This is a genomic window from Streptomyces humidus (assembly GCF_014649655.1).
GTDB lineage: Bacteria > Actinomycetota > Actinomycetes > Streptomycetales > Streptomycetaceae > Streptomyces > Streptomyces humidus.
On sequence record NZ_BMTL01000015.1, the window covers coordinates 26,515 to 50,263 of the forward strand.

Annotated in this window: 21 protein-coding genes and 1 pseudogene; 6 read left to right on the forward strand and 16 right to left on the reverse strand. The window is 72.1% G+C overall.

Going from position 1 to position 23,749, the window contains the following annotated elements; genetic code table 11:
* The first annotated feature begins 77 nt into the window (after window positions 1-77).
* Entirely contained in the window at window positions 78-1,046 is a 969-nt protein-coding gene (locus IE239_RS18775) for an acetylxylan esterase (RefSeq protein WP_190150514.1), read from the forward strand.
* 159 nt (window positions 1,047-1,205) lie between these two features.
* Entirely contained in the window at window positions 1,206-2,372 is a 1,167-nt protein-coding gene (locus IE239_RS18780) for a serine hydrolase domain-containing protein (protein ID WP_190150515.1), read from the forward strand.
* 175 nt (window positions 2,373-2,547) lie between these two features.
* Here the strand turns inward: IE239_RS18780 and IE239_RS18785 are convergent, their stop codons facing one another.
* Both IE239_RS18785 and IE239_RS18790 read right to left on the reverse strand, forming a co-directional pair.
* The gene (locus tag IE239_RS18785) at window positions 2,548-3,363 is read right to left on the reverse strand and encodes a class I SAM-dependent methyltransferase (protein WP_190150516.1); all 816 of its coding nucleotides are present in this window, start codon (window positions 3,361-3,363) and stop codon (window positions 2,548-2,550) included.
* A 5-nt stretch (window positions 3,364-3,368) separates the two neighbouring features.
* Window positions 3,369-3,932: a PadR family transcriptional regulator gene (locus IE239_RS18790; RefSeq protein ID WP_190150517.1), complete on the reverse strand. Its 564-nt coding sequence runs from the start codon at window positions 3,930-3,932 to the stop codon at window positions 3,369-3,371.
* Between the two features lie 77 nt (window positions 3,933-4,009).
* Between IE239_RS18790 and IE239_RS18795 the strand changes: the two genes are divergently transcribed.
* Window positions 4,010-4,417 carry a nuclear transport factor 2 family protein gene (locus IE239_RS18795; protein WP_190150518.1) on the forward strand — a complete coding sequence of 136 codons (408 nt, stop codon included), beginning with the start codon at window positions 4,010-4,012 and terminating at the stop codon, window positions 4,415-4,417.
* Window positions 4,418-4,419: 2 nt separating this feature from the next.
* Here IE239_RS18795 and IE239_RS18800 read toward each other — a convergent pair whose 3' ends face one another.
* Complete coding sequence (locus IE239_RS18800; RefSeq protein ID WP_190150519.1) at window positions 4,420-5,310, reverse strand: hypothetical protein; 891 nt, start codon at window positions 5,308-5,310, stop codon at window positions 4,420-4,422.
* A 474-nt stretch (window positions 5,311-5,784) separates the two neighbouring features.
* Here IE239_RS18800 and rho point away from each other — a divergent pair, with 474 nt between their 5' ends.
* Window positions 5,785-6,924 (forward strand): transcription termination factor Rho, encoded by a 1,140-nt coding sequence (gene rho, locus IE239_RS18805; protein ID WP_190150520.1) that lies wholly within the window; start codon window positions 5,785-5,787, stop codon window positions 6,922-6,924.
* Window positions 6,925-7,049: 125 nt separating this feature from the next.
* Window positions 7,050-7,904: pseudogene (locus IE239_RS18810) on the forward strand (D-alanyl-D-alanine carboxypeptidase family protein); the annotation flags it as partial.
* A gap of 188 nt (window positions 7,905-8,092) precedes the next feature.
* Here IE239_RS18810 and IE239_RS18815 read toward each other — a convergent pair.
* On the reverse strand, window positions 8,093-9,637 hold the full coding sequence (locus IE239_RS18815; RefSeq protein ID WP_229878180.1) for a glycosyltransferase 87 family protein: 1,545 nt from the start codon (window positions 9,635-9,637) through the stop codon (window positions 8,093-8,095).
* On the reverse strand, window positions 9,634-11,040 hold the full coding sequence (gene mptB, locus IE239_RS18820) for a polyprenol phosphomannose-dependent alpha 1,6 mannosyltransferase MptB (RefSeq protein WP_229878181.1): 1,407 nt from the start codon (window positions 11,038-11,040) through the stop codon (window positions 9,634-9,636). Before mptB ends, IE239_RS18815 begins: the two co-directional genes overlap by 4 nt.
* 150 nt (window positions 11,041-11,190) lie before the next feature.
* Here mptB and IE239_RS18825 point away from each other — a divergent pair, with 150 nt between their 5' ends.
* Window positions 11,191-11,370, forward strand: a complete 180-nt coding sequence (locus IE239_RS18825; RefSeq protein ID WP_190150635.1) for a hypothetical protein — start codon at window positions 11,191-11,193, stop codon at window positions 11,368-11,370.
* Window positions 11,371-11,444: 74 nt separating this feature from the next.
* On the opposite strand, the gene IE239_RS18830 is transcribed toward IE239_RS18825, so the two are convergent.
* The 11 genes from IE239_RS18830 to IE239_RS18880 form a co-directional block, all read right to left on the reverse strand.
* Complete coding sequence (locus IE239_RS18830) at window positions 11,445-12,383, reverse strand: glutaminase (protein ID WP_190150521.1); 939 nt, start codon at window positions 12,381-12,383, stop codon at window positions 11,445-11,447.
* 47 nt (window positions 12,384-12,430) lie between these two features.
* Window positions 12,431-13,855, reverse strand: coding sequence for an aspartate ammonia-lyase (gene aspA, locus IE239_RS18835; RefSeq protein ID WP_190150522.1), 1,425 nt, complete (start codon window positions 13,853-13,855; stop codon window positions 12,431-12,433).
* A 345-nt stretch (window positions 13,856-14,200) separates the two neighbouring features.
* Window positions 14,201-15,217, reverse strand: coding sequence for an asparaginase (locus IE239_RS18840; RefSeq protein WP_190150523.1), 1,017 nt, complete (start codon window positions 15,215-15,217; stop codon window positions 14,201-14,203).
* A gap of 43 nt (window positions 15,218-15,260) precedes the next feature.
* On the reverse strand, window positions 15,261-16,700 hold the full coding sequence (locus IE239_RS18845) for an amino acid permease (protein WP_190150524.1): 1,440 nt from the start codon (window positions 16,698-16,700) through the stop codon (window positions 15,261-15,263).
* Window positions 16,697-17,374, reverse strand: coding sequence for a FadR/GntR family transcriptional regulator (locus IE239_RS18850; RefSeq protein WP_190150624.1), 678 nt, complete (start codon window positions 17,372-17,374; stop codon window positions 16,697-16,699). Before IE239_RS18850 ends, IE239_RS18845 begins: the two co-directional genes overlap by 4 nt.
* 163 nt (window positions 17,375-17,537) lie before the next feature.
* Window positions 17,538-18,374: an undecaprenyl-diphosphate phosphatase gene (locus tag IE239_RS18855; protein ID WP_190150525.1), complete on the reverse strand. Its 837-nt coding sequence runs from the start codon at window positions 18,372-18,374 to the stop codon at window positions 17,538-17,540.
* A 106-nt stretch (window positions 18,375-18,480) separates the two neighbouring features.
* Window positions 18,481-18,846, reverse strand: a complete 366-nt coding sequence (gene crcB, locus IE239_RS18860) for a fluoride efflux transporter CrcB (protein WP_190150526.1) — start codon at window positions 18,844-18,846, stop codon at window positions 18,481-18,483.
* Window positions 18,843-19,223 carry a DUF190 domain-containing protein gene (locus IE239_RS18865; protein WP_190150527.1) on the reverse strand — a complete coding sequence of 127 codons (381 nt, stop codon included), beginning with the start codon at window positions 19,221-19,223 and terminating at the stop codon, window positions 18,843-18,845. The genes crcB (IE239_RS18860) and IE239_RS18865 overlap by 4 nt, the downstream gene beginning before the upstream one ends.
* Window positions 19,220-19,675: a fluoride efflux transporter CrcB gene (gene crcB / locus IE239_RS18870; RefSeq protein ID WP_190150528.1), complete on the reverse strand. Its 456-nt coding sequence runs from the start codon at window positions 19,673-19,675 to the stop codon at window positions 19,220-19,222. Before crcB (IE239_RS18870) ends, IE239_RS18865 begins: the two co-directional genes overlap by 4 nt.
* Window positions 19,676-19,939: 264 nt before the next feature.
* Window positions 19,940-21,508, reverse strand: a complete 1,569-nt coding sequence (locus IE239_RS18875; protein WP_190150529.1) for a glycoside hydrolase family 53 protein — start codon at window positions 21,506-21,508, stop codon at window positions 19,940-19,942.
* Between the two features lie 104 nt (window positions 21,509-21,612).
* Window positions 21,613-23,634, reverse strand: a complete 2,022-nt coding sequence (locus IE239_RS18880; RefSeq protein WP_190150530.1) for a beta-galactosidase — start codon at window positions 23,632-23,634, stop codon at window positions 21,613-21,615.
* Window positions 23,635-23,749 lie beyond the last annotated feature (115 nt).

The following is a 23,749-nucleotide window of genomic DNA, read 5'->3' on the forward strand; positions in this document are numbered from 1 at the left end:
CGTGGTCTGGCGAGGCCTCCCGGCCCCCACGTACGGTGTGATCATTCGTATGGACAATTGACAAAAGGCGGTTCTTGATGGCCCTGTTCGACCTGTCCCGCGACGAACTCGAGGCATACCGCAGCGTCTCCACCGAACCCGAGGATTTCGACGCGTTCTGGTCCGAGACCCTCCGGGAAGCCCGCGAGCACGACCTGGACGCTCGCTTCGAAGCGGTCGACACGGGCCTGACCACGGTGCAGGTGTACGACGTGACGTTCGCCGGGTTCGGTGGCCATCCGGTCAAGGGCTGGCTGACGCTGCCCGCCCGGGCCGACCGACCGCTGCCGCTGGTCGTGGAGTTCGTCGGGTACGGCGGCGGACGAGGGCTGCCGCACGAGCACCTGTTGTGGGCGTCCACCGGCCGCGCGCACTTCATCATGGACACCCGCGGCCAGGGCAGCGCCTGGGGCGGCGGGGGCGGCACCGCGGACCCGGTGGGCGGCGCGCCCTCCTACCCCGGTTTCATGACCCGGGGCATCGACGCCCCCGGGAACTACTACTACCGGCGGGTGTTCACGGACGCGGTCCGCGCGGTCGAGGCCGCCCGTTCGCATCCGCTGACCGACGCCTCGCGGACCGTGGCGGTCGGCTCGAGCCAGGGGGGCGGCATCACGATCGCCGTGGGCGGTCTGGTGCCCGACCTGGCGGCGGTGGCGCCCGACGTGCCGTTCCTGTGCGACTTTCCCCGGGCCGCGACGCTGACGGACCGTCATCCTTACCGGGAGATCGGCCTGTTCCTCAAGACGCACCGGGGTCGTACCGAGGACGCGCTGCGCACGCTGTCCTACTTCGACGGCGTCCACTTCGCCGCGCGCGGCTCGGCGCCGGCGCTGTTCTCGACGGCGCTGGAGGACCAGACCTGCCCGCCCTCGACCGTGTTCGCCGCCTTCAACGCGTGGCCGCACGAGGACAAGGCGATCGAGGTGTACGAGTTCAACGACCATGAGGGCGGCGGCCCTTACCACGAGGCGGCCAAGTTGCGCTGGCTGCGCTCGTACACCTGAGCCGCCGTCGGAGCGGGACGGCGTCACCGGGGTGATCCGCGCCCGCTCCCCGGGTGATCTGCGCCGACCGCCTTCCCTCCGGTCCGACCAGTCGGTATGTTCAGGGCGTCCGGGCCGCACCGTCGCGGTCCGGACGTTCCGGCGGACCACGGAGGCCTCATGTCCGAGCACATGTCACAGGTTCACGGGCACTGCGACCCACGGTTCGCCGCGGTGCGCACCGCCTTCCAGGAGAACTTCCGGGACCGCGGCGAGCTGGGCGCCGCCGTGAGCGTGACGGTCGACGGCGTGACGGTGGCCGACCTGTGGGGCGGCTGGGCCGACCCGGCGCGCACGCGCGCGTGGGAGCGGGACACGCTGGTCAACGTGTGGTCCACGTCGAAGGGACCGACGGCCCTGTGCGCGCACGTCCTCGCCGACCGGGGCCTGCTGGACCTCGACGCGCCGGTGGCCGCGTACTGGCCGGAGTTCGCCGCCGCGGGCAAGGAGGGGGTGCTCGTGCGGCACCTGCTGTCCCACCGCGCGGGCCTGGCCGGGCTGCGCGAGCCGCACTCGCTCGAGCAGCTCTACGACTGGGAGCTGACGACCGCGCGCCTCGCGGCCACCGAGCCCTGGTGGGAACCGGGCACCCGGTCCGGGTATCACGCCCTCACCTTCGGCTTCCTGGTCGGCGAGGTCGTGCGGCGGGTGTCGGGGCTGCTGCCGGGGGCCTTCCTGGAGCGTGAGGTCACCGGTCCGCTGGGCGTCGACTTCGCCATCGGGCTGGCGGAGAAGGAGGCCGGGCGGGCGGCGGAGCTGGTGCACCCGCCCGCCGCCTCGGCGAGCGAACAGGCCACGGTCTTCAGCCAGTTGACGCCCGCGGCCATCGCCGCGCTGACCAACCCCCTGGTGGGCGCGGCCGAGGCCGGCTCACCCCGGTGGCGGGCCGCGGAGATACCGGCCGCCAACGGTCACGGTACGGCGCGAGCCGTGGCCGCGCTCTACGGCGTCTTCGCCGGCCGGGGCTCGTACGGCGGCCGGCGCGTCCTGTCCGCCGAGGCGGCCGAGCGGGTGCGCGAGGGGCAGGGCGCCTGCCGGGACCTGGTCCTGGGGGCCGGGTTCGAGCACGAGACGGAGATCGGCCTGGGGCTGTGGCTCAGCGGTCCGAACGGCTCGTACGGTCCGAACCCGCGCGCTTTCGGTCATGACGGGTTCGGCGGCTCCTGTGGTCTCGCCGACCCGGAGGCCGGGGTGTCACTGGGGTACGTGATGAACCGGATGGGGCCGCGCATCGCCGACGATCCGCGCAAGACTGCGCTGATCGAGGCCCTGTACAGCGCCCTGTGAACCCCCTCACGGCGAGGCGGGGCGCCGAGGGGCGGAGGCCAGGACGGCGGGCGGGCCGGAACAGCGGACAGGCCGGACGGGCCCTGCACCATGACGGCCGTCACTCAGCCCGACGACGTTCCCTCGATGCGCGGTGACCCGTCGGGCGCACGACCCGTGCGCGGCCCCCTGAAGATCACCGATCTGCCGGTGGACGCCCTGCGCGAGTCGCCGGTCCACGCGTTCGCTCTCCCGGCGGCGTGACGGCGCCGTCCAGGTCGTCGCCGTCGGGCGCCCGGAGCGCCTCGACCATCCGCACCCGCGGGCTGCCGTCCCTCCTCGTTCCGAATTCGGGCAGGGCGCGCAGGGTCACGGAGAATCCGGCGTCCTCCAGCGCAGCCCTCACCTCACCGAGCCGGAAGGCCCGGTAGTACATCACGAACGGAGGCCGCCACACGGCGTTGCGCACACGCATCGCCGCGTCGAAGCCGAGGAGCATCCAGAAGGCCGGGGAGGACGGCCGCGGCGGCGCGAGGACGGGGAACGCGAAGCACCCCCCGGGTCGCAGCGCACCGTGCACCTGGGCGAACAGGCCCGGCAGCTCGCGGGGCAGGAAGTGCCCGAACGCCCCGAAGCTCACGACGAGGTCGAAGGCAGCGGTGAACGGCAGGGCGCGGGCGTCCGCCCGTACCCAGGACATCCGCGGGCCCGGCGCGGGCGTCCGCCCTCGTGCCACCTCGAGCATGCCCGCGCTGAAGTCGACCCCGGTCACGCTGGTGCGGCACACCGTGGCCAGGACGTCGGCCCCGGCGCCCGTGCCGCAGCACAGGTCGAGGCCGTCCTCGTACGGGCCGGACCTTTTCAGGGCCGAGGCGACCGCGTCCAGGACGGAGTCGGGGGTGCGGAAGGGGGTGTGGTCGAACTTCGGCGCCAAAAGGTCGTAGCCGTGCTCGACGGACGAGAGTGCCTGGACGGCGAGTTCGCGCAGGGTGGGGCCTTCGGGGCTGAACATCGGTGTCAGCCTACGGCGGCGCGCCGCCGCAGGAGCGCCAGGGCGCGCTCGCACCAGCCCAGGACGCTTTCCTCGAAGGCGATGCCGCCCATCAGGGTCAGATAGGGGCCGATACGGTCGGCGACGGCCAGGTACTCGTCCTCGCTGCGCCCGTCGAGCAGGCGGTCGCGGAGTCGCTCGTAGCGGTCGAGCTTGCCGCGCGACCAGGTCATCCGCTCCTCGATCAGCGCGCGAGCGGCCTCGGGACCGCCGGCGTCCATGGCCTGGATCTTGACGAGGAGTTCGTCCCGGACGGCGGTGGGTCTGCGCGGCGGGGTCACGGCGAAGGACCCCAGGTCCTCGCGGCCCGCCTCGGTGAGGGTGAACATCCGCTTGTTGGGGCGGCGTTCCTGCTGCACCACCCGCGCCTCGATCAGGCCGTCCCGAGCAAGGCGCTCCAGTTCGCGGTAGAGCTGCTGCGGGGTGGCGGGCCAGAAGTTCGCGAGGGAGACGTCGAACACCTTCGACAGCTCGTAGCCCGAGGCCTCGCCCTCCAGCAGGGCGGCCAGCACGGCGTACTTGAGGGACATATGGACACGGTAGCAGCGGATGATTATTGTCATCCGCACCTACTCAACAATTTTACTGTCTACGATGAGGTGATCCGATGCGCGCGTTCCGTGAGGCGGTCGAGGCCGGCGATCTCGACGCCGTCGAGGCGCTGCTGGCCGACGACGTGGTGTTCACCAGCCCGGTCGCGTTCAAGCCCTACCCGGGCAAGGCGATCACCGCGTCCGTGCTGCGCGCGGTGTCGCAGGTCTTCGAGGACTTCCGGTACGAGCGGGAGCTCGACGGGGGCGACGGCCGCGACCACGCCCTGGTGTTCACCGCCAGGGTGGGCGAACGGCGGCTGAGCGGCTGCGACTTCATCCACCTCGACGAGAACGGGCTCATCGACGAACTGACCGTCATGGTGCGCCCCCTGTCGGGTGCGCAGGCGCTCGCGGCGGCGATGGGCGCGCGCTTCGACGAGATCGCGAAGGAGGCGGAGGCACGGTCCGCCTCCGCCTCGTGACGTCAGCTCCGCAGGTCGCGCAGGGTCGCCCGGGTGTCCGTCTTCAGCCAGGCCGAGACCTCGGCGAGCGTCGGCGGATCCGTGTCGGCGGCGTATGACGTGTAGTAGGCGCTGTAGCTCATCGTGTAGGTGACCCAGCCGTCCCGGACGGCGAGCGTCGCGTAGAGCGAACCGCTCGACGAGCCGGAGGTGGTGTCCTCGCTGACGAGGTAGGCCTCGTCGCCGATGCCCGCGACGCTCTCCACGTCGTAACCCTTGTGGCTGTCCCCGTAGTTCTTCCAGGAGGCGGTGAACTCGGGCCCCGGATCGGTCTTCTTGTGCAGGTCGAGTTGGGTGTAGAGGTAGGCGTCCGAATAGCTCGAACCGGACTTCTTCAGACTGAGGTTGCACAGACCCTCGTCGAGGGCGTCGTCCTTGATGCCGTTGTGGGCCGGGGCGCTGTCCTCGGTCGTGTACTCCGCCTTGAACGAGGAGTAGTCGGTGGAGGTGCACAGGTTCGTCGGCGCCGTGTAGCCGCGCAGGTCCGCGTCGGCGCCGGACGCGGTCAGGAAGACTCCGGCCGCCCACGCGGCCGAGGCCGCCACCGCGCCGGCCACGGCCCACAGGACCGCCCTTCCCGCTCCGCCGCCCCCCGTGGGCGGCGGTCCGACGACGGGGTACGGGCCCGGCTGGGCGTAAGGGTTGCCCGGCTGGGGCTGGACGGGGTGGCCGACGAGCGTGGGCTGCGCGTAGACGCTCTGCGGACCGGTCTGGGTCGCGTGGGCCGCCGGCGGGAAGCCCATCGGCCCGCCGGCGGCCGGCGACTGCGGATTCGGATAGGGGTACGCGCTCGGCTGGGCCGGCGACCCGGACGGCTGCTCCGGCTGCTGCGGAGGCTGAGGCGGCGTGGACATGGCGTGAAGATAGGGCAGATTCGGTGGTCAAGTCCGCTGCCGTAACAGATCGTTACTTTCTGGGGACATCAGCGGTAAACATCGAAGAGGCCGGATTCCTCACCCTCTCCATACCTCACCCCTCCGCAGCTCACCCCACCGCACGCAACGCCCTCGGGCGCCCCTCCGGCAACGACGGGCTCAGCCGCGGCCGACCCCTGTGCTACAGTGCAAGCGGCACTTGTGTACGCCCCATGCCGGGCGCCGGTGCCGGTCTCTCAGAACCGCCGCGGTTCACCCGCCGTCTCCGGCCTGTGCAGCGGCCTTCCCGCACCATCGTCCACGGCTCGACTCGGCCGTGCCGCGGCGCCGTTCCCGCCGCCCGAGGCGCGCCGTGCGCCCTCCCCTCGCGGCTGATCCCCCCTACTTCCTTCGCTTGACCTCGCATGACTTCGCATGACTCATGCCCTCCGTCCGTGAAAGGACCGCCCCACCATGACCACCACGCTCGAACACCCCCCTGTGCGGCAGCCTCCGGCCCGGATCGCCGCCGGCGTTCTCGACGTCGACGCGAGCGGCAAGGGGCGCCTGCGCCCTGCGGACTTCCTGTCCACGCCGAACGACCTCCAGGTCCCGGCCGCGCTGATCCGCCGTCACGGTCTGCGCAAGGGCGACCTCGTCGAAGGGGTGCGCGGAGCTCAGCGCACCCTGACCGAGGTCACCCGCGTCGACGGCCTCACCCCCGACGCACTCCACGGCCGCCGGCACTTCCGCGACCTCACCCCCCTGCACCCGCACGAGCGGCTCCGCCTCGAACATCCCGGGTCGGGTCTCGCCGGACGGGTGGCGGACCTCCTCGCGCCCGTCGGCAAGGGCCAGCGCGGGCTGATCGTCGCACCGCCCAAGACCGGCAAGACCGTGCTGCTCCAGCAGATCGCCGCCGCCGTGGCCGGCAACCATCCCCAGGCTCGGCTGATGGTCCTCCTGCTCGACGAGCGGCCCGAGGAAGTCACCGACATGCGGCGCTCCGTGCGCGGCGAGGTGTACGCCTCGACGTTCGACCGGGCGCCGGGACAGCACATCGCCCTGGCCGAACTCGTCGTCGAACGGGCCAAGCGGCTCGTCGAGGCGGGCGAGGACGTCGTGATCCTCCTCGACTCCCTGACCCGGCTGTGCCGGGCCCACAACAACGCGGCGGCCGCCGGGGGCCGCACCCTCAGCGGCGGCGTCGACGCGACCGCGCTGATCGGCCCCAAGCGTTTCTTCGGCGCGGCGCGCGCGGCCGAGGAGGGCGGTTCGCTCACCATCCTCGCCACCGCCCTGATCGAAACGGGCTCCCGCGCCGACGACTTCTACTTCGAGGAACTGAAGAGCACCGGCAATATGGAGCTCCGCCTCGACCGCGAACCTGCCTCCCGGCGCGTCTTCCCGGCCGTCGACGTCAACGGCTCCGGCACCCGCCGGGAGGAACTCCTGCACTCCCCCGCCGAGTCGACCGCCGTACGCGGTCTGCGCCGGGCCCTGCAGACCCGGGACGGCCAGGCGAACCTGGAGACCCTCCTGGAGCGGATGCGCGAGACGCCCGACAACGCGTCCTTCCTGCGCCGCGTCCAGCCCACGCTGCCCAGCGCCTAGAGACGACCGCCCGGACACCACCGGCCGAACCGCCCGCCGCGGAACGTGCGGCATCCGGGTGCTCGCGCAGGCCCGCCCGGCACGGGAAGCGCGGGGAAACCGCCACGAGTTCCTACGTTGATCAGATGACGATCGGATTCTCTCCCCGAGCCGCATCGGCGGTCTGCGCGTTCTGTGTGGCCGGCGTCCTCGCCCTCGCCCCCGCCGCGGCCGCCGCCCAGGCCGACGCGGGCCCAGGGCGTACCGGCGCAGCGGGCGAGGCCGGCGCACCGGGCGTGACGGTCCCTCGACCGTCGCTGCTCTACCACTCCGGCACGCAGGTGAGGCCGCACCGGGGCGCCCCCGGGATCCCGGACGTCTCCGCCCTGTCGTGGCTGGTGTCCGACGCCGAGACCGGCGAGGTGCTCGCCGCGTCGAACGCACACCGGGAACTGCCCCCCGCCAGCACGCTGAAGACCCTCTTCGCCCTGACGGTGCTGCCGGTCCTGCCCGCCGAGCTGCAGCACCGGGTGAGCGCGGAGGAACTCACGGGCATCGGGCCGGGCAGCAGCCTCGTGGGGGTCGCCGAGGACCACACGTACCGGATCGCCGACCTGTGGCGAGGCGTGTTCCTCAACTCCGGCAACGACGCCGTGCACGTACTGGCGTCGCTCAGCGGCGGCTGGCACGTCACCGCCACGCGGATGCAGGCCAAGGCGCGGTCCCTGGGCGCGCTGGACACCCATGTGCGGTCGCCCGACGGCTACGACACCCCCGGCCAGGTGTCGTCCGCGTACGATCTGGCGGTCTTCGGACGGGAGGGACTGCGCAACCCGGACTTCGCCCGGTACTGCGCGACCGCGGAGGCGCAGTTCCCTGGGGACGGAGACGCGTCCTACGGCATCGCCAACACCAACCGGCTGCTCACCGGGGCCAACGGCGTCGCACCGTACCCGGGGCTGATCGGGATCAAGAACGGCTACACCAGCAACGCCGGCAACACGCTGGTCGCAGCGGCCCGCCGGGGCGGACGCACCCTCGTCGTGACGGTGATGAACCCCCAGGCGGGCGGCGGGTTCGCCGTCTACGAGGAGGCGCGGGAGCTGCTGGACTGGGGCTTCGCCGCCGCCGGGCGGGTCGATCCGGTGGGCTCGCTGGACGCGCTGCGAGTGCGCCCGCGCCCCCACCTTCAGCACGGACCGGGGACAGCGCCGTCCACGCCCTCCGCATCCGCGCCCGGGCCGTCCGCGGCGTCCCCCGGACCGTCGACCCGGTCTGCGCCGACCTCCGCCGTGGCGACCGCGGCCGCGGTCCGGACCCGAGGCGACGACGACGTCGACGGCGGCTGGTCCGAGACGGCGTTCATCGTGGGCGCCGCCGCGCTGGCCGGGGCCGCCGTGACCCTGGCGCTACGGCTCGCGGGCCGCGGGTTCGGGGGCAGGTGACCGACGGGCAGCCGCACCAGCAGGCCCAGCGTGACCCACGTGTAGGCGTTGGCGCCGAGGAATCCGCCGACGCCTGACGCGTCGTCGAACCACAGCCACACCACGCTGGTGCACAGCACCGCGTACAGGGCGCCGGCGACACGCAGGCGCCCCGTGCGGATCAGGACGGCGAAGGACGGCAGCAGCCAGACCAGGTGGTGGACCCAGGTGACGGGACTGACCAGGCAGGCGGCCAGACCGGTGAGGGCGACGGCGCCGAGCCGGTCGCCCGAGGCCGCCGCCCGGCGTGCCCGCCACGCCCACCCGCACAGCACCAGCACGACCAGCACCGCCCAGACGGCCCGGCTCTCCACCCCCAGCCGGGCCAGCACGCCCTGAAGGGACTGGTTGGAGACGTAGTCGAGCCGGCCCACACGGGTCGTGTCCCACACGGCCCGTGTCCAGTAGAAACGTGAGGCGTCCGGAGCGACCAGAGCGGCGAACGCCGTCGCACCGGCCGCCACGGCGATGGCCACGGCGGCCGCCCGTCGTCGGCGGGAGATGAGCAGCAGGCCGATGAAGAGCGCGGGCGTGAGCTTGACCGCCGCCGCCAGCCCGATGCCGACTCCGGCCCACCTCGACCAGCCGGACCGGCACGACCACCGCAACTGCCGGAGCCGTTCGAATCGATGAGCCGGGCTGCGCCGACGAGCCGGAACGTGCCGATGCGTCGGGCTGTGCCGATGCGGCGCGGTGTGCCGGTGGAGGGGGCGAGACGGGTGGGACGAGGCGGACGACGGGGACGGGCCCACGGGCGTCGGCGGCCGGGCGTCGGCCAGGACGAGGGCCAGCAGCAGGAGGTTGACCTGACCGAAGCTGATGGTGTCGCGCAGCGGTTCGAAGAGGGCCAGCGCGCAGGCCGCGAGGCCGGCGCCGTACCAGCCGTACCGCCGCCGAGCGGGCCCGGACAGCACCCGCACGACGAAAGCCAGCGCCGCCAGGTTGAGCAGCAGGGCGGTCACGATCGCGGTGCGCAGGCCGACCAGGGCCATGGGCGACATCACGACGGCCGCGAACGGAGGGTAGGTGAAACCGTACGGCGTGCCCGGCACACGGTAGTCGTAGACCCGGCCGCCGTCGTGGATCCAGCTGTTGACGGTGCCGTAGTAGACGCGCAGGTCGAACCAGTCGCGCAGCAGCGGCACCGTCGCGGTGAAGACCGTGACGGTGAGTGCCAGGGCGAGCACCAGCAGCAGACGGCCGCGGTCGGTGCGGGGCGCCCACGCGGCGGGGACGTGTCTCGGGCTCATGCCGGCCGCCCCAGGGCGGTCGGCGCCTGTGCCGCGAGACGGGCCTGCCACAGGACGGCCGCGGCGAGCGCGCCGCCGGAGAGGGCGAGCAGCAGGCGGTCCGCGTCGGCCGGGCCGCCGTCGGGGAACACGGCCGGCGCGAGGGCGCCGGCCACGGCCGCCGTCCGATGGCGTGTCAGGGTGTCGGGGGCCGCGGCGGCGATGAGGAAGAGGCCCCACAGCGCGTACCAGGGACGGATCGCCGGACCGAACGCGGCCACCGTGGCGAGGCTCAGTCCGAGCGCGTACACCGGACGCGGGCGCAGTCGCCACCAGATGGCGACGAGGGCGACGGCGGTGATCGCGAGCCCGAGACCGTGCCAGACGGGGACGGCGAGGGGCGCCAGGTCGCTGCCGAGGTCCTCCAGGAGGGCGCGGGTGGCACGGCCGAGCAGGCTGGTGAGCGCCCAGTTGTGTGCGGAGACCGGAGTGTCGAGGGCCGTCGTCCAGCCGTATCCGGTGCCCGCGACGGCGGTCGCCACGACCGTGGTGACCGCCGACGCGCCCCCGGTCGCCAGCAGGGCCCGGACCGGACGGCGGCCCGCGTGCAGTTGCAGGACCACGATCGCGACCAGGCCCAGCGCGGCCGGCGCCTTGACCAGGGCGGCGAGGGTGACCAGGACGGCGCCGAGCGCCGGGCGGCCGCCGAGTGCGGCGACCAGGCCGACGCCGAGCAGTCCCAGCATGATCGCGTCGTTGTGGGCGCCGCCCACCAGGTGCAGCAGCACCAGCGGGTTGAGGACGCCGAGCCAGAGCGCGGCGGAGGGGTCTGCGCCGCTGTGCCGGGCGAGCCGGGGCAGGGCGGCCGTCATCAGCGCCACCCCGGACAGCGCCACGCACCGCATGCCGAGCAGCCCCGCAGAGAGCGCGCCGCGGGTCAGGGCGGACAGGGCGGCGGCCAGGGCGAGGAAGACCGGCCCGTAGGGGGCCGCGGTGTGCCGCCACAGCGGGGCGACCTCCTCGGCGAGCGGCCCGCCGAGCCGGGCCGGGCCGTGCGTGTACACGTCGAGATGCGCGTCGACCATGGCGCCCTGGGCCAGGTAGCTGTACACGTCCCTGCTGAACAGCGGCGGCGCGATCAGCAGCGGCGCGGCCCACACGGCGAGGACGAGCACGAGCGCACGCGGCGTCGGCGGCTGTGCGCCGCGCACCAGCCTGCCCAGCAGGAGCCAGGCCGCGGTCAGCAGCACCAGCCCGAAGTAGACGCCGACCAGTCCGAGGACGGCGTGCGCCGAGGAGGGGGCGAGGACCTCCCGGGCGGGCAGGGCGCCGGCGCTCTCGCCGCCGAGCGCGAGACTCGCCGTGCCGGCCAGGCCCAGCACCTGACAGCGACGGAGATCGAAGGGGAGAGCCTTGGCCGACACCCCGTCATGGTGGCGACGCCGGATGGCCGCGGAGCGACCTTCCGACCTCGGGGCGGCGGCCTGCGCGTGACCGGCTCGTGCGCTCGGGCCCCGGCGCCGAGTTCTCCCGGCCCCGGCGGTCTCTCCTGCGACGACGCCTGCCGAAGGGATGTGACGGACGTGCCGGACGGCTGCGCGCACGCCGAGGTCGACGGCCTGGAGTGGGAGGCGCCCACGGTGCCGGTGATCGGCGACGCCGACTCCGTGCGGATCGAGCACGCGGCCGAGATGCGGCGGCTCGTCCCCCGTGCGGAGCCGGCCCTCTGCCGGCCACCACGCACAGGGCGCTGACGCGGCGCGGACGCTGCCGCTCCCGCCGCTGACCGAGTTCCCTGCGGGACCGGAGGGGCCGGGCCGGGACCGGCTCAGAACACCGACAGCCCCGTGAGGGTGGTGAACCGGTCCAGGGCGGCCACTCCGGCCACCGAGTTGCCGCGTTCGTCCAGGCCCGGGCTCCACACGCACAGGGTGCAGCGGCCGGGGACGACGGCGATGATGCCGCCGCCGACGCCGCTCTTGCCGGGCAGGCCGACGCGGTAGGCGAACTCACCGGCCGCGTCATAGGTGCCGCAGGTCAGCATGACCGCGTTGACCTGCTTGGCCTGGCTGCGGGTGAGCAGCCGGCCGCCGTCGGCGCGGACGCCGTGCCGGGCGAGGAAACCGGTCGCCAGGGCGAGGTCGGCGCAGGAGGCGGTCAGGGAGCACTGGCGGAAGTACTGGTCGAGCAGGACCGGCACGTCGTTGTCGACGTTGCCGTAGGACGCCATGAAATGGGCGAGGGCGGCATTGCGGTCGCCGTGCGCGGACTCGGAGGCGGCGACGTCCTCGTCGAAGTCCAAGCCGGGGTTGCCGCTCTCGGCGCGCAGGAAGGCGAGGAGTTCGCCGGCCGCGTCCCCGGTGCGGGTGTGGAGCCGGTCGGTGACCACCAGCGCGCCCGCGTTGATGAAGGGGTTGCGCGGGATGCCCTGCTCGTACTCCAGCTGCACCAGGGAGTTGAAGGGGTTGCCCGAGGGTTCGCGGCCCACGTGCTCCCAGAGCTCGTCGCCCTCGCGGGCCAGGTCGAGTGCGAGGGTGAAGACCTTGGTGATCGACTGCGTGGAGAACGGCTCCCGCCACTCCCCCACGCCGTACACCGTGCCGTCGGGCTCCGCGACGGCCATGCCGAAACTCCGCGGGTCGCGGGCCGCGAGCGCCGGGATGTAGTCGGCGGGCCGGCCGCGGCCGGGGGTGCGCTCCATCTCCTCGGCGATGCGTTCCAGGACCGGCTGGAAGTCGGCGGACGACGTCGTTGTCATGATCACCATTGTGCCTCCGTGCCGGTCCTGACGCGTTCGTCGCTGGTCAGCGATGTTCAGGCAGGGTTCCACGCCAGAGGCGCGCCACTGCCGGCGAGGACCTCGGGGCGCAGCAGGTCGGCCAGCCGCTCGGCCGGCAAGAGGCCTTTCTCCAGTACGAGTTCGGCGACGCCCCGACCGGTGACGAGGGCTTCCTTGGCGATGTCGGTGGCCGCCGTGTACCCGATGTGCGGGTTGAGGGCCGTGACCAGGCCGATGGAGTTCTCGACGCTCGCGCGCAGCGCCGCGGTGTTGGCGGTGATGCCGTCCACACAGCGTTCGGCGAGGGTGAGGCAGGCGGCGCGCAGATGGGTGATCGACTCCGACAGGGAGTGCAGGATGATCGGCTCGAAGGCGTTGAGCTGGAGCTGTCCGGCCTCGGCGGCCATGGTGATGGTGACGTCGTTGCCGATCACCTCGAAGGCGACCTGGTTGACGACCTCCGGGATCACCGGGTTGACCTTGCCGGGCATGATGGACGAACCGGCCTGGACCGGCGGCAGGTTGATCTCGCCGAGGCCGGCGCGCGGCCCCGAGGACAGCAGCCTCAGGTCGTTGCAGCTCTTGGAGAGCTTGACGGCGACCCGCTTCAGCACGCCGGACATCTGGACGAACGCGCCGCAGTCCTGGGTGGCCTCGACCAGGTTGGCCGCGGTGACGAGGGGCAGGCCGGTGATGGCGGCGAGGTGGCGGCGGGCCGCCTCGGCGTAGCCGGCGGGCGCGTTGAGGCCGGTGCCGATCGCCGTGGCGCCCAAGTTGATCTCATGGATCAACTGGACGGCTTCGTCAAGACGGTTGCGGTCCTCGTCAATCATGACGGCATAGGCCGAGAACTCTTGACCGAGCGTCATGGGAACCGCGTCCTGCAACTGTGTACGGCCCATCTTGAGCACACTGCGGAACTCGACGGCCTTGCGGGCGAAGGAGTCCTGCAGGACGGCCATGGCCTTGAGCAGACCACGCACCGCGAAGACCGTCGCTATCTTGACGGCGGTCGGGTAGACGTCATTGGTGGACTGTCCGAGGTTGACGTCCTCGTTGGGATGCAGGTGGCCGTACTGCCCCTTGCTGTGTCCGAGCAGCTCCAGCGCCCGGTTGGCGACGACCTCGTTGGCGTTCATGTTGGTCGAGGTGCCGGCGCCCCCCTGCACGACGTCGACGACGAACTGGTCGTGCAGCTTCCCGGAGCGGATCTCCCGGCAGGCGGCGACGATGGCGGCGGCCTTCTCGGGGGCCAGCAGGCCGAGCTCCTCGTTGGCGAGGGCGGCGGCCTCCTTGACGGCGGCGAGCGCGTCGATGAGATGCGGGTAGGCGGAGATCGGCGTCCCGGTGATGGGGAAGTTCTCCGTGGCGCGCAGGGTGTGGACGCCCCAGTACGCGTCGGCGGGGACGTCCCGGTCTCCGAGCAGGTCGTGTTCGCTGCGGGTGACGGCGGCGGTCATGAGGGTGCTGCCTCTTTCTGAGGGGCGGGGTGACGGCGGTGGTGGAGGAGCGACCGGCTCGGGCGGTACGGGATGGCGTCCGCCCGAGCCGGCCGGGCACCGGCCCGGTGGTGACCGGGACGGCGGTTCATGGGCCCGGCCGCGGGAGCACGGCCGGGTGGAGCGGCCCGGCACGGCGCCGGGGCGGGCGGCACACCGCGGCCGGGCGGACCGGCGCCCCGCCCGGTCCGGACGAGGCCGGTGAACCGGCTCGCTCCAGCCTGTGCGAGCGGCGCGCCGGTGCCGCACGGGCCGTGCGGCGGGACGACCGCACGGGCGTCACGACGTCGGCGGCGGCCGGGCGCGTCAGGCGCAGGCCCGCACGGTGACCGGGTCCAGCGCGCGCACGGGGCGGACACAGCCGACCGGGACGCCGCCGCCGAGCAGCGGCTCGCCCGCGAAAGCGGTGAGCAGTGCGGGGTCGACGCCGGCCCGGGCCAGGGCCGCGGCGGTGACCGGCACCCGGGCCCGGTTCGCGCCGTCGGAGATCTTGACGGCGACGGACCGGCCGTCCGGGAGGGCCGCGACCTGCACGCCCTCGAAGCCGTCCTTGGTCAGCAGGCCCGGCACGGCGCGCATCAGGGCGGCCACGTCCCGGCCGGAGCCCGAGGCCATCTCGGCGTGGTCGCGCATGGCGTCGGCCACCCGTGCCTCCGGGGTTCCGGGCGCCGCAGCGGTGATGCGGGCGGCGGCCCGGGCGAGGCCGTGCAGGGAGACGGAGAACAGCGGTGCGCCGCACCCGTCGACGGTGACCCGGGCGATCCGCTGCCCGGTGAGGTCCTCGACGATCTCGGCGATCGCCTGCTGCAGCGGATGCGCCGGGTCGAGATAGCCCTCGAGGGACCAGCCGTTGAGCGCGCAGGTGTACAGCATGGCCGCGTGCTTGCCGGAGCAGTTCTGGGCCGGCCGGGAGGGCGCGCGGCCCTCGCGTGTCCACGCGTCGCGGACCGCCGGGTCGTAGGGCATGTCCTCGACGTTGCGCAGATCGTCCTCGCCCACGCCGCCCAGCTCGAGGATCCGCCGGACCCCGGCGAGGTGGCGTTCCTCGCCGGAGTGGCTGGCTGCGGCGAGCGCGAGCAGTTCACCTTCCAGCGGCAGTCCGGCCCGGAGCATCGCGACGGCCTGGACGGGCTTGAGCGCCGAGCGCGGATACATGGCGGCCTCGATGTCGCCGAGCTGGAGCTCGACCTCACCGTCCGCGCCGAGGACGACGACGGAGCCGTAGTGGATGCCCTCGGTCACCCCGCCGCGGACGAGGTGGGCGACGGGTGCGTGGAGGGGTTCGCGGATCGTTGGGGCCTCGGCGAGGGAACTGCTGTACATCACTGCCTGATCGCTTGTGGGTTGGCGTGGGCCGGCGCCGGGGTCACGCGTCGGCCTTGGACGAGGTGCGCGCCATGTTGCGGCGGATGGCGTACCAGCCCGCCACGAGCGCGGCGACGATCAGCGGCAGGCACAGCACGGTGGTGCGTCCGGCGCCGCCGTCGGCGTACATGAGGACCAGGACCGAGGCGAGGAAGAACAGCGTCACGAGTTCGGTCCACGGGGAGCCCGGGAGGCGGTACGACGGGCGGGTCAGCTCGCCCTTCTGGGTCTTCTGCCAGAAGAGAAGGTGACAGATCATGATCATGCCCCAGGTGGAGAGGATGCCGATCGCCGCGAAGTTCAGGACGATCTCGAAGGCGTCCGCCGGGACGACGAAGTTGAGGCCGACGCCAAGGACACAGATACCGCTGGTCAGCAGGATGCCGCCGTACGGGACCTGGCTGCGGCTCATCACCGCGGTGAACTTCGGGGCGGAGCCGGACATCGCCATGGAGCGCAGGATGCGGCCGGTCGAGTACAGGCCGGAGTTGAGCGAGGACATCGCCGCGGTGAGGACGACGAGGTTCATGACCCCGCCCGCCGCCGGGATGCCGACGTTGGACAGGACCGTCACGAAGGGGCTCTCGCCGGAGGTGTACTTGTTCCACGGCAGCAGCATCGACAGCAGGACCACCGAGCCGACGTAGAACAGGCCCACGCGCCACATGATCGAGTTGATCGCCTTCGGCATGATCTTCTCGGGGTTCTCGGTCTCGCCCGCGGCGACGCCGACCAGTTCGACGGAGGCGTACGCGAAGACGACGCCCTGGATGATCAGCAGCATCGGCAGCAGGCCGTTGGGGAAGATGCCGCCGTTGTCGGTGATCAGCGACGGGCCGGGCGTGCCGCCGTCCACCGGGTGCTGGGTGACCAGCAGGAAGATCCCGATACACATGAAGATCACCAGCGCGCTGACCTTGACGATGGCGAACCAGAACTCCAGCTCCCCGAAGATCTTCACCGAGATGAGGTTCACGGTGAGGACCACGGCCAGGGCGATCAGGGCGATCACCCACTGCGGGATGTCGGAGAACATGCCCCAGTAGTGGGTGTAGGTGGCGACCGCCGTGATGTCGGCGATGCCGGTGGTGGCCCAGTTCAGGAAGTACATCCAGCCGGCCGTGTACGCGCCCTTCTCGCCCATGAACTCGCGGGCGTAGGACACGAAGGCGCCGGAGGACGGGCGGTACAGGACGAGTTCGCCGAGGGCGCGCACCACGAGGAAGGCGAATATTCCGCAGACCGCGTAGGCGATGAAGAGGGAGGGGCCGGCGTCGGCGAGCCGGCCGCCCGCGCCGAGGAAGAGGCCGGTGCCGATGGCGCCGCCGATGGCGATCATGTTGACGTGCCGGGACTTCAGCGACTTGCTGTAGCCCGCGTCTCCGGCGTCGACGTGACGGGTCGAGGTGCGCGTCTCGTCTTTGAGGTGCTGTTCGCTCACGCCTCGGGTCCGCCTTCCAGGGGAGAGTCGGCGCGCGGTGCGCGCACGATGTCGGTGAGGGTGGTCTCGACGCGGTCGAGGTGGTGGCTCATCGCCTCCACCGCGTCGGGCTCGGAACCGTCGATCAGGGCCTCGACGATCGCCCGGTGCTCGCGGTTCGACTGCTCGCGCCGGCCGCCCAGCTCGTTGAGGAAGGCCGACTGACGCGCCAGTGCGTCCCGGATCTCCTCGATGACCCGGCGGAAGACCGGGTTCTGGGCGGCTTCTGCGACAGCCAGGTGGAACAGGGTGTCCATCGCCACCCATGCGGTGGTGTCGGTCTCCCGCTCCATCCGGTCCAGCAGGTGGGCGAGGTGGTCCAGGTTCTCCGGGGTGCGGCGCAGGGCCGCGTACCCGGCGACCGGGATCTCGACGTGGCGGCGCACTTCGAGCAGGTCGCTGGCCGCGTAGTCGCCGAAGGTGGGGTCCTCGACGGTGTTGGCGACGACGAAGGTGCCCTTGCCCGTCTTGGCGACGGTCAGCCCCATGGTCTGCAGCGCTCGCAGGGCCTCCCGCAGGACGGGCCGGGACACCTCGAGGGTGCGGCAGAGCTCCGCTTCGGAGGGGAGCTTGTCGCCGATGGGGTACTCGCCGCGCTCGATGGCGCCGCGGAGGTGGGTGAGGACCGCTTCCATGGCGCTGACGCGCCGCGGGGTCCGACCACCTGTCTGGCTGTCTGACAGGTTCACGGGAGTGATACTCCGGGTGGCCGGAGGCCCCTGTCAAGACGGTCGAAAACAAAAATTCAGGGGGCGGAGCGCCTGAATGGCGACTTCCGCCCCCTGGGGGCTCCACCGGTCAGCTGTCGAGGACCCCGGTGGCGAGCAGACCGAACAGCGCGAGACCGACCACGACGCGGTAGATGACGAACGCGTTGAAGGAGTGCTTGGCGACGAACTTCAGCAGCCAGGCGATGGAGGCGTAGGCGACGACGAAGGACACGACGGTGCCGACGGCCAGGGGCGCGGCCCCCGCGCCGGTGCCCAGGGCGTCCTTCAGCTCGTAGATCCCGGCGCCGGTCAGGGCGGGGATGCCGAGGAAGAACGACAGCCGGGTGGCGGCGACCCGGTCCAGGTCGAGGATGAGCGCGGTGGACATCGTGGCGCCGGAGCGGGAGAAGCCGGGGAAGAGCAGGGCGAGGATCTGGGAGCTGCCGACCAGCATCGCGTCCTTGAACGAGGTGTCGTCCTCGCCGCGCTTGTGCCGGCCCATCTGGTCGGCCGCCCACATCACCGCACTGCCGACGATCAGCGAGCCCGCGACCACCCACAGCGAGGCCAGCGGCCCTTCGATCAGCGGCTTGGCAGCGAGGCCCACGACGACGATCGGGATGGTCGCGTAGATCACCCACCAGGCGAACTTGTAGTCGTGCTGGTGGCGCTCCTCGCGGTCGCGCAGTCCCCTGAACCAGGCCGACACGATCCGCACGATGTCCTTGCGGAAGTACACGAGCACCGCGGCGATCGCCCCGACCTGGATGACTGCGGAGAAGCCGACGACGGCGTCGTCGTCGACCGGGATGTTCATCAGGCCTTCGGTGATCTTCAGATGTCCGGTCGAGGAGACGGGGAGGAACTCGGTCACTCCCTCGACGGCTCCGAGGACGACGGCTTGGCCGACGGAGATGGCGCTCATGGAATCCAGTTCTGAGGAGAGGAATCGGTCGACAGCGTTGTAGACGGTCCGGTGTCGTACACAGTCCTACCAGGCCCGCAGCAGGCCGGAGGCAGCCCCGATTCTCTTACGGCCACACCCACTGGCCCAGCGCCACCCCCGCGGACGCCGCCCCCAGACCCGCCGCCACGCTCGCGACGACGTTGACGGCGGCGTAGAGGCCCGCGCCGGTCTCGGTCAGCCGCAGTGTCTCGTAGGAGAACGTGGAGTACGTCGTCAGCGCCCCGCACAGGCCCGTCCCCAGGAACAACCGCAGGTCGGGGGCAACGCCGGCCGCGCCGGTCAGCGTGCCGAGCACCAGGCATCCGACGACGTTGACGACGAAGGTGCCCCAGGGGAACACCGAGTCGTGCCGGGACTGCACCGTGCGGTCGGTCAGATACCGCAGCGGGGCGCCGATCATCCCGCCCACGACGACCACCAGCCAGTTCACAACCAGTTCTTACCCTTCGTGCCCGAATCGCCCTGGTTCTCGTCGCGGCCCACGTACCTGATCACCTCGCAGGGATCGAGGGTGACCATCCCTTCCGTGACCAGTTCGTCGAGCTGGGGCAGGAAGGCCCGCACCCGGTCCTCGGTGTCCACGACGACCACCGCCACCGGCAGGTCCTCGCTGAGCGAGAGCAGCCGGGAGGTGTGGATGCGCGAGGACGCGCCGAAGCCCTCGATGCCGCGGAAGACGCTGGCGCCGGCGAGACCGGCCGCGTGGGCGCGGTGCACGATCTCCGTGTACAGGGGTTTGCGGTGCCAGGTGTCGTTCTCGCCGATGAGGACGGTCAGCCGCAGGGCGCTGCCGGTCAGCCTGGTCATCGCTGCCTCCACAGGAGAACGCGGCGGGTCGCCATGGCAGCGAGCCACACCGCGAAGAGGGCCGCGAACAGGGTCGCGGCGAGGTAGGTCAGGGCCGTGCCGGGGCGGCCCTCGCCGAGCAGCCCGCGGATGTCGACGGCGTACGTCGAGAAGGTCGTGAAGCCGCCGAGCACGCCGGTGCCGAGGAAGGGGCGCACCAGCCGGTGGGCGGTCACCGCCTCGGTGATCAGCACCAGGAACACGCCGATCACCGCGCAGCCGACGACGTTCACCCAGAGCGTGGTCCAGGGGAATCCGCCCGTCCTCGTGGGCCACCACAGCGAGGCGGCGTAGCGGGCGGCGGCGCCGATGCCGCCTCCGGCGGCCACGACGGCGACCACGGGGAGCTGCCCGGGCCCGCCGCTCGCGCGCGGGGCGCCGGTGCGAAGGCTCCCGGCCTCCGGAGCTTTCATGTCGTACCTCTCCCGCCCGGTCCGGGGCCACCGCACCTCTTCGGAGTGATCACGGCCGGGCACCAGCGTAACCCCGTCCCACGCGGCCGCAGGGGACTCGCGGACCGCCGGCCCCGCTCCGGGAGGCTGCCCGGAAGCAGCCGGCCGCCGGTGTCGCGGACGCCGGTGACCACGCGGGATGCGGAACGCCGGCGGATGGCGGGAAAGACGGGCCGGGGCCCGCCCGCGCGCTGCGGACGGGCCCCGCCCTGTCGGGCCGACGTCTCAGCGGTGGCTGAACCACGCCATGGAGGAAAGGGCCCTGTCGTCGTATCCGAACAGCGCCTGGTTCTCCCAGCCGTTGCCGGAGGCGGCGTCGGCCGGGTCCCAGCCGTTGCCGGCGACGGCGGTCCAGGTCGCCTCCCAGTAGAAGACGCCGAGGCCGCGGCCGTTCGGGACGGCCTCCACGATGTCGGCGACGGTGTTCATCCAGGCGAGCTGACCGGCGGCGGTCGCCGGGTAGCCGGTGACCAGCTCACCCGTGGTGTCGATCTGGTTGACGAGGGAGTCGTCGCTGTCGAGACGGAAGGGGTAGGCCGTCTCGGCCACGAAGACGGGCTTGGCGTAGCGGGAGGCCACGTCGTCCAGGGTGGCCTGGGCGGCGGCCACGGAGCCGTGCCAGTAGCCGTAGTACGACAGGCCGATCACGTCGTAGTCGACGCCGTAGGTCCTGGCGTTGTCGAACCACCAGCGCACGGCGCCGTCGTCGCCGGCGTTCGCCAGGTGCAGCGCGACCCGGGTACCGGAGGAGACCGCCTTCACGGCGCTGTAGCCGGAGTTGACGAGCCCGGCGAGCTGCGGCCAGTTGTCCGTGGAGCCCTCGGACCACAGCATGCCGCCGTTGATCTCGTTGCCGACCTGGACCATGTCCGCCGTCGTGCCCTGGGACTTGAGGGCGTTGAGGACGTCGTAGGTGTGCTGGTAGACGTCCGTCTTCAGCTGACTGTAGGAGTGGCCGGACCAGGCGGCGGGCTTGGTCTGCTTGCCCGGGTCGGCCCAGGTGTCGGAGTAGTGGAAGTCGACCAGCAGCTTCATGCCGGCGGCCTTGATCCGCTTGGCCATGGCCAGCACGTGCGCCTTGTCGTTGTAGCCGTCCGCGGGGTTCACCCACACCTTGAGGCGCGCGTAGTTCATCCCCGCGTTCTTCAGGATGGCGACCGCGTCGCCGGTGGAACCGGAGGCGGTCCTGTAGACGCCGCCCTTGGCCTCGCTCTTGGCGAGGGAGGAGATGTCCGCGCCCTTGACGGACAGACCGGTGGAGCCCGAACCGAAGGTCAGGTCGTCGACATTGATCCAGTTGCCGGCGTTCGCGTCACTGTTGATGCTGATGGTGCACTGGTTGTTGGTGACGTTGACCGACGTGACGATCCGTACCCAACTGCTGGACGACACCGGCAGGTCGGTGCGCTGCTCGGCGCTGCCGCAGTTCTTCAGTGCCAGGTACGCGGCTTTCTGGCCGCCGCCGGAGCGCACCCAGGCGGTGAGCTTGTAGGCGCCGTTGGGGAGGCCGGACAGGTACTGGTACGTCTCGACCTTGTAGGCGGAGGCCGACCAGTGCGAGAGGCGGTAGCTCCCGCCGTGGCCGCCGGACTCGGTGAAGGAGGCGGAGTTCTGGCCGGCCGCCGAGTACGTCGACCAGCCGGCCGGTGTCGCGGTGCCGGTCGCGTCGCTCTCGAAGCCGCCGTTGGCCAGGGTGGTGGCCGCCTGCGCGGTCTGCGCGGGCAGGGCGGTGAGAGCGAGCCCGGCGGCGAGCGGCAGCAGCAGGGCCCTGAGGGTGCGTCTGGGATGGAACATCGTCGTCCGTCGTCCCTTCGACGTGATGGGTTGGGGTTCCCTCGTGGGGGTGAGGGCCCCCTCCGCCCGCGGCTCGCGGCTCCACGGGCGAAGAGGGAGTCGGCTCAGCCGTCGAGTCTCACGACCCGGACGGCTCCGGCCGGGACCGCCAGGCGGCCCGCGGCGCGTTCGCCCGTCAGCAGCTCGGTGCCGGACGTCTCCAGCGGCACCTTGGCGTCGACGGCGGTGTGGTTGATCGCGAAGAGGTAGCTGCCCGTCCCGCCGGAGCGGCGCACGACCTCGACGTCGCGCGGCAGATCGGCGCGCGGTGCGATCCCCGCGTCCTGCGCGGCCCGGGCGAGCAGCGCGTCCAGGCCCTCCTGGCCGAGGCGTGTGGAGACGTACCAGGCCGCGCCCTCGCCGAGACGGTGCCGGGTGACGGCGGGGTGGCCGGCGGCGAGTCCGTCCACGTACGTCCAGACGGTCTCGGCGCCGCGCGGCACCACGAACTCCGTCCAGACGTCGCCGCCGAGCCCGCATCCGTCGGGGCCCGTGAGCCGCACGCTCTCGCCCTGGAGCAGCGGGGAGAACTCCTCGACGGTCAGGCCGAGGACGTCCCGCAGCGCCCCCGGACAGGCCCCTTCGTGGACGGCGTCGTGCTCGTCGACGATGCCCGAGAAGTACGACACCACCAGGGTGCCGCCGTTCTCCACGTACGCCCGGAGGTTGTCCGCGGCCGCCTCGGTCATCAGGTAGAGGGCGGGCGCGACGACCAGCGGGTACGCCGACAGATCGGTCTCGGGGTGGGCGAAGTCCACGGTGAGGTGGCGGTCGTAGAGGGCCTCGTAGAAGGCGTCGGCGCGCTCGCGCGCGTCGGCGTCCTCGCTGGGGCGCCAGGCGAGGTTCTGCGCCCACCAGGAGTGCCAGTCCCACAGGACCGCCACGTCGGCCTCGGTGCGGGTGCCGCGCAGGGCGGCGAGGGAGTCGAGCGAGGCGCCGAGCTCGACGACCTCGCGCCACACACGCGTGTCGGTGCCACCGTGCGGGACCATCGCCGAGTGGAACTTCTCGGCGCCGCGCCGGGACTGCCGCCACTGGAAGAACATGGCGCCCTCGGAGCCGCGGGCCACGTGCGCCAGTGAGTTGCGGGCCATCTGGCCGGGGGCCTTGGCGGGGTTGCGCGGCTGCCAGTTGATCCCCGAGGTGGAGTGCTCCAGCAGGATCCAGGGCGCTCCGGCGCCGACGGAGCGGGTGAGGTCGGCGGCCATCGCGAGGTTGACGTGGGTACGGCGGCCGTCGGTGATCAGGTAGTGGTCGTTGGTGACGATGTCGACCTCACGGCCCCAGGCCCAGTAGTCGACGGAGTCGCACTGGCTGAGGGCGGTCATGAAGTTGGTCGTCACCGGGACGCCGGGGGCGAGGCGGTGCAGGATGTCCCGCTCCGCGCAGAAGTTCTCGCGCATGGTGGCGTCGGCGAACCGTTTGTAGTCCAGGGCCTGGCCCGGGTTGCCGACGGTCGGGGTGGCGCGCGGCGGGTTGACGTCCTCGAAGCTCGCGTAGCGCTGGCCCCAGAAGGCGGTTCCCCAGGCCGCGTTGACCACGTCGACCGTGCCGTACGTCGTCGCCAGCCAGCGGCGGAAGTGGGCGGCGCAGGAGTCGCAGTAGCAGGCGGAGACAGGGACGCCGTACTCGTTGTGCACGTGCCACATCGCCAGCGCCGGGTGGTCCGCGTACCGCTCGGCGAGGCGCGTGGTGATGTTCGCCGCGGCGGCGCGGTAGTCCGCGTTGCTGTGGCAGATCGCGCCGCGGGAACCGAACTCGTGGCGTACGCCCTCGGCGGTGACGGGCAGGGCCTCGGGATGGTCGCGGTAGAACCACACGGGCGGGACGACGGTGGGCGTGCCCAGGTCGACGCGGATGCCGTTCTCGTGCAGCAGGCCGAGGACACGGTCGAGCCAGCCGAAGTCGTACTCGCCCGGCGCGGGCTCCAGCAGCGCCCAGGAGAAGATCCCGACGCTGACCATGGTGACGCCTGCCTCCCGCATCAGCCGGACGTCGTCCTGCCAGACGGTTTCCGGCCACTGCTCGGGGTTGTAGTCCCCCCCGAAGGCGAGCCTGGCGAGGCCCCTGGGGCTGGTCTCCGGCATGGATGTCTCCTGATTATTTCGATCATTTGGGAACGTGCACACACAGCAGCGGCGTTCGATGCCCAACATAACCGCACAGCAACAACCATTGACAAGTGTCCGGGATGTTTCTCTA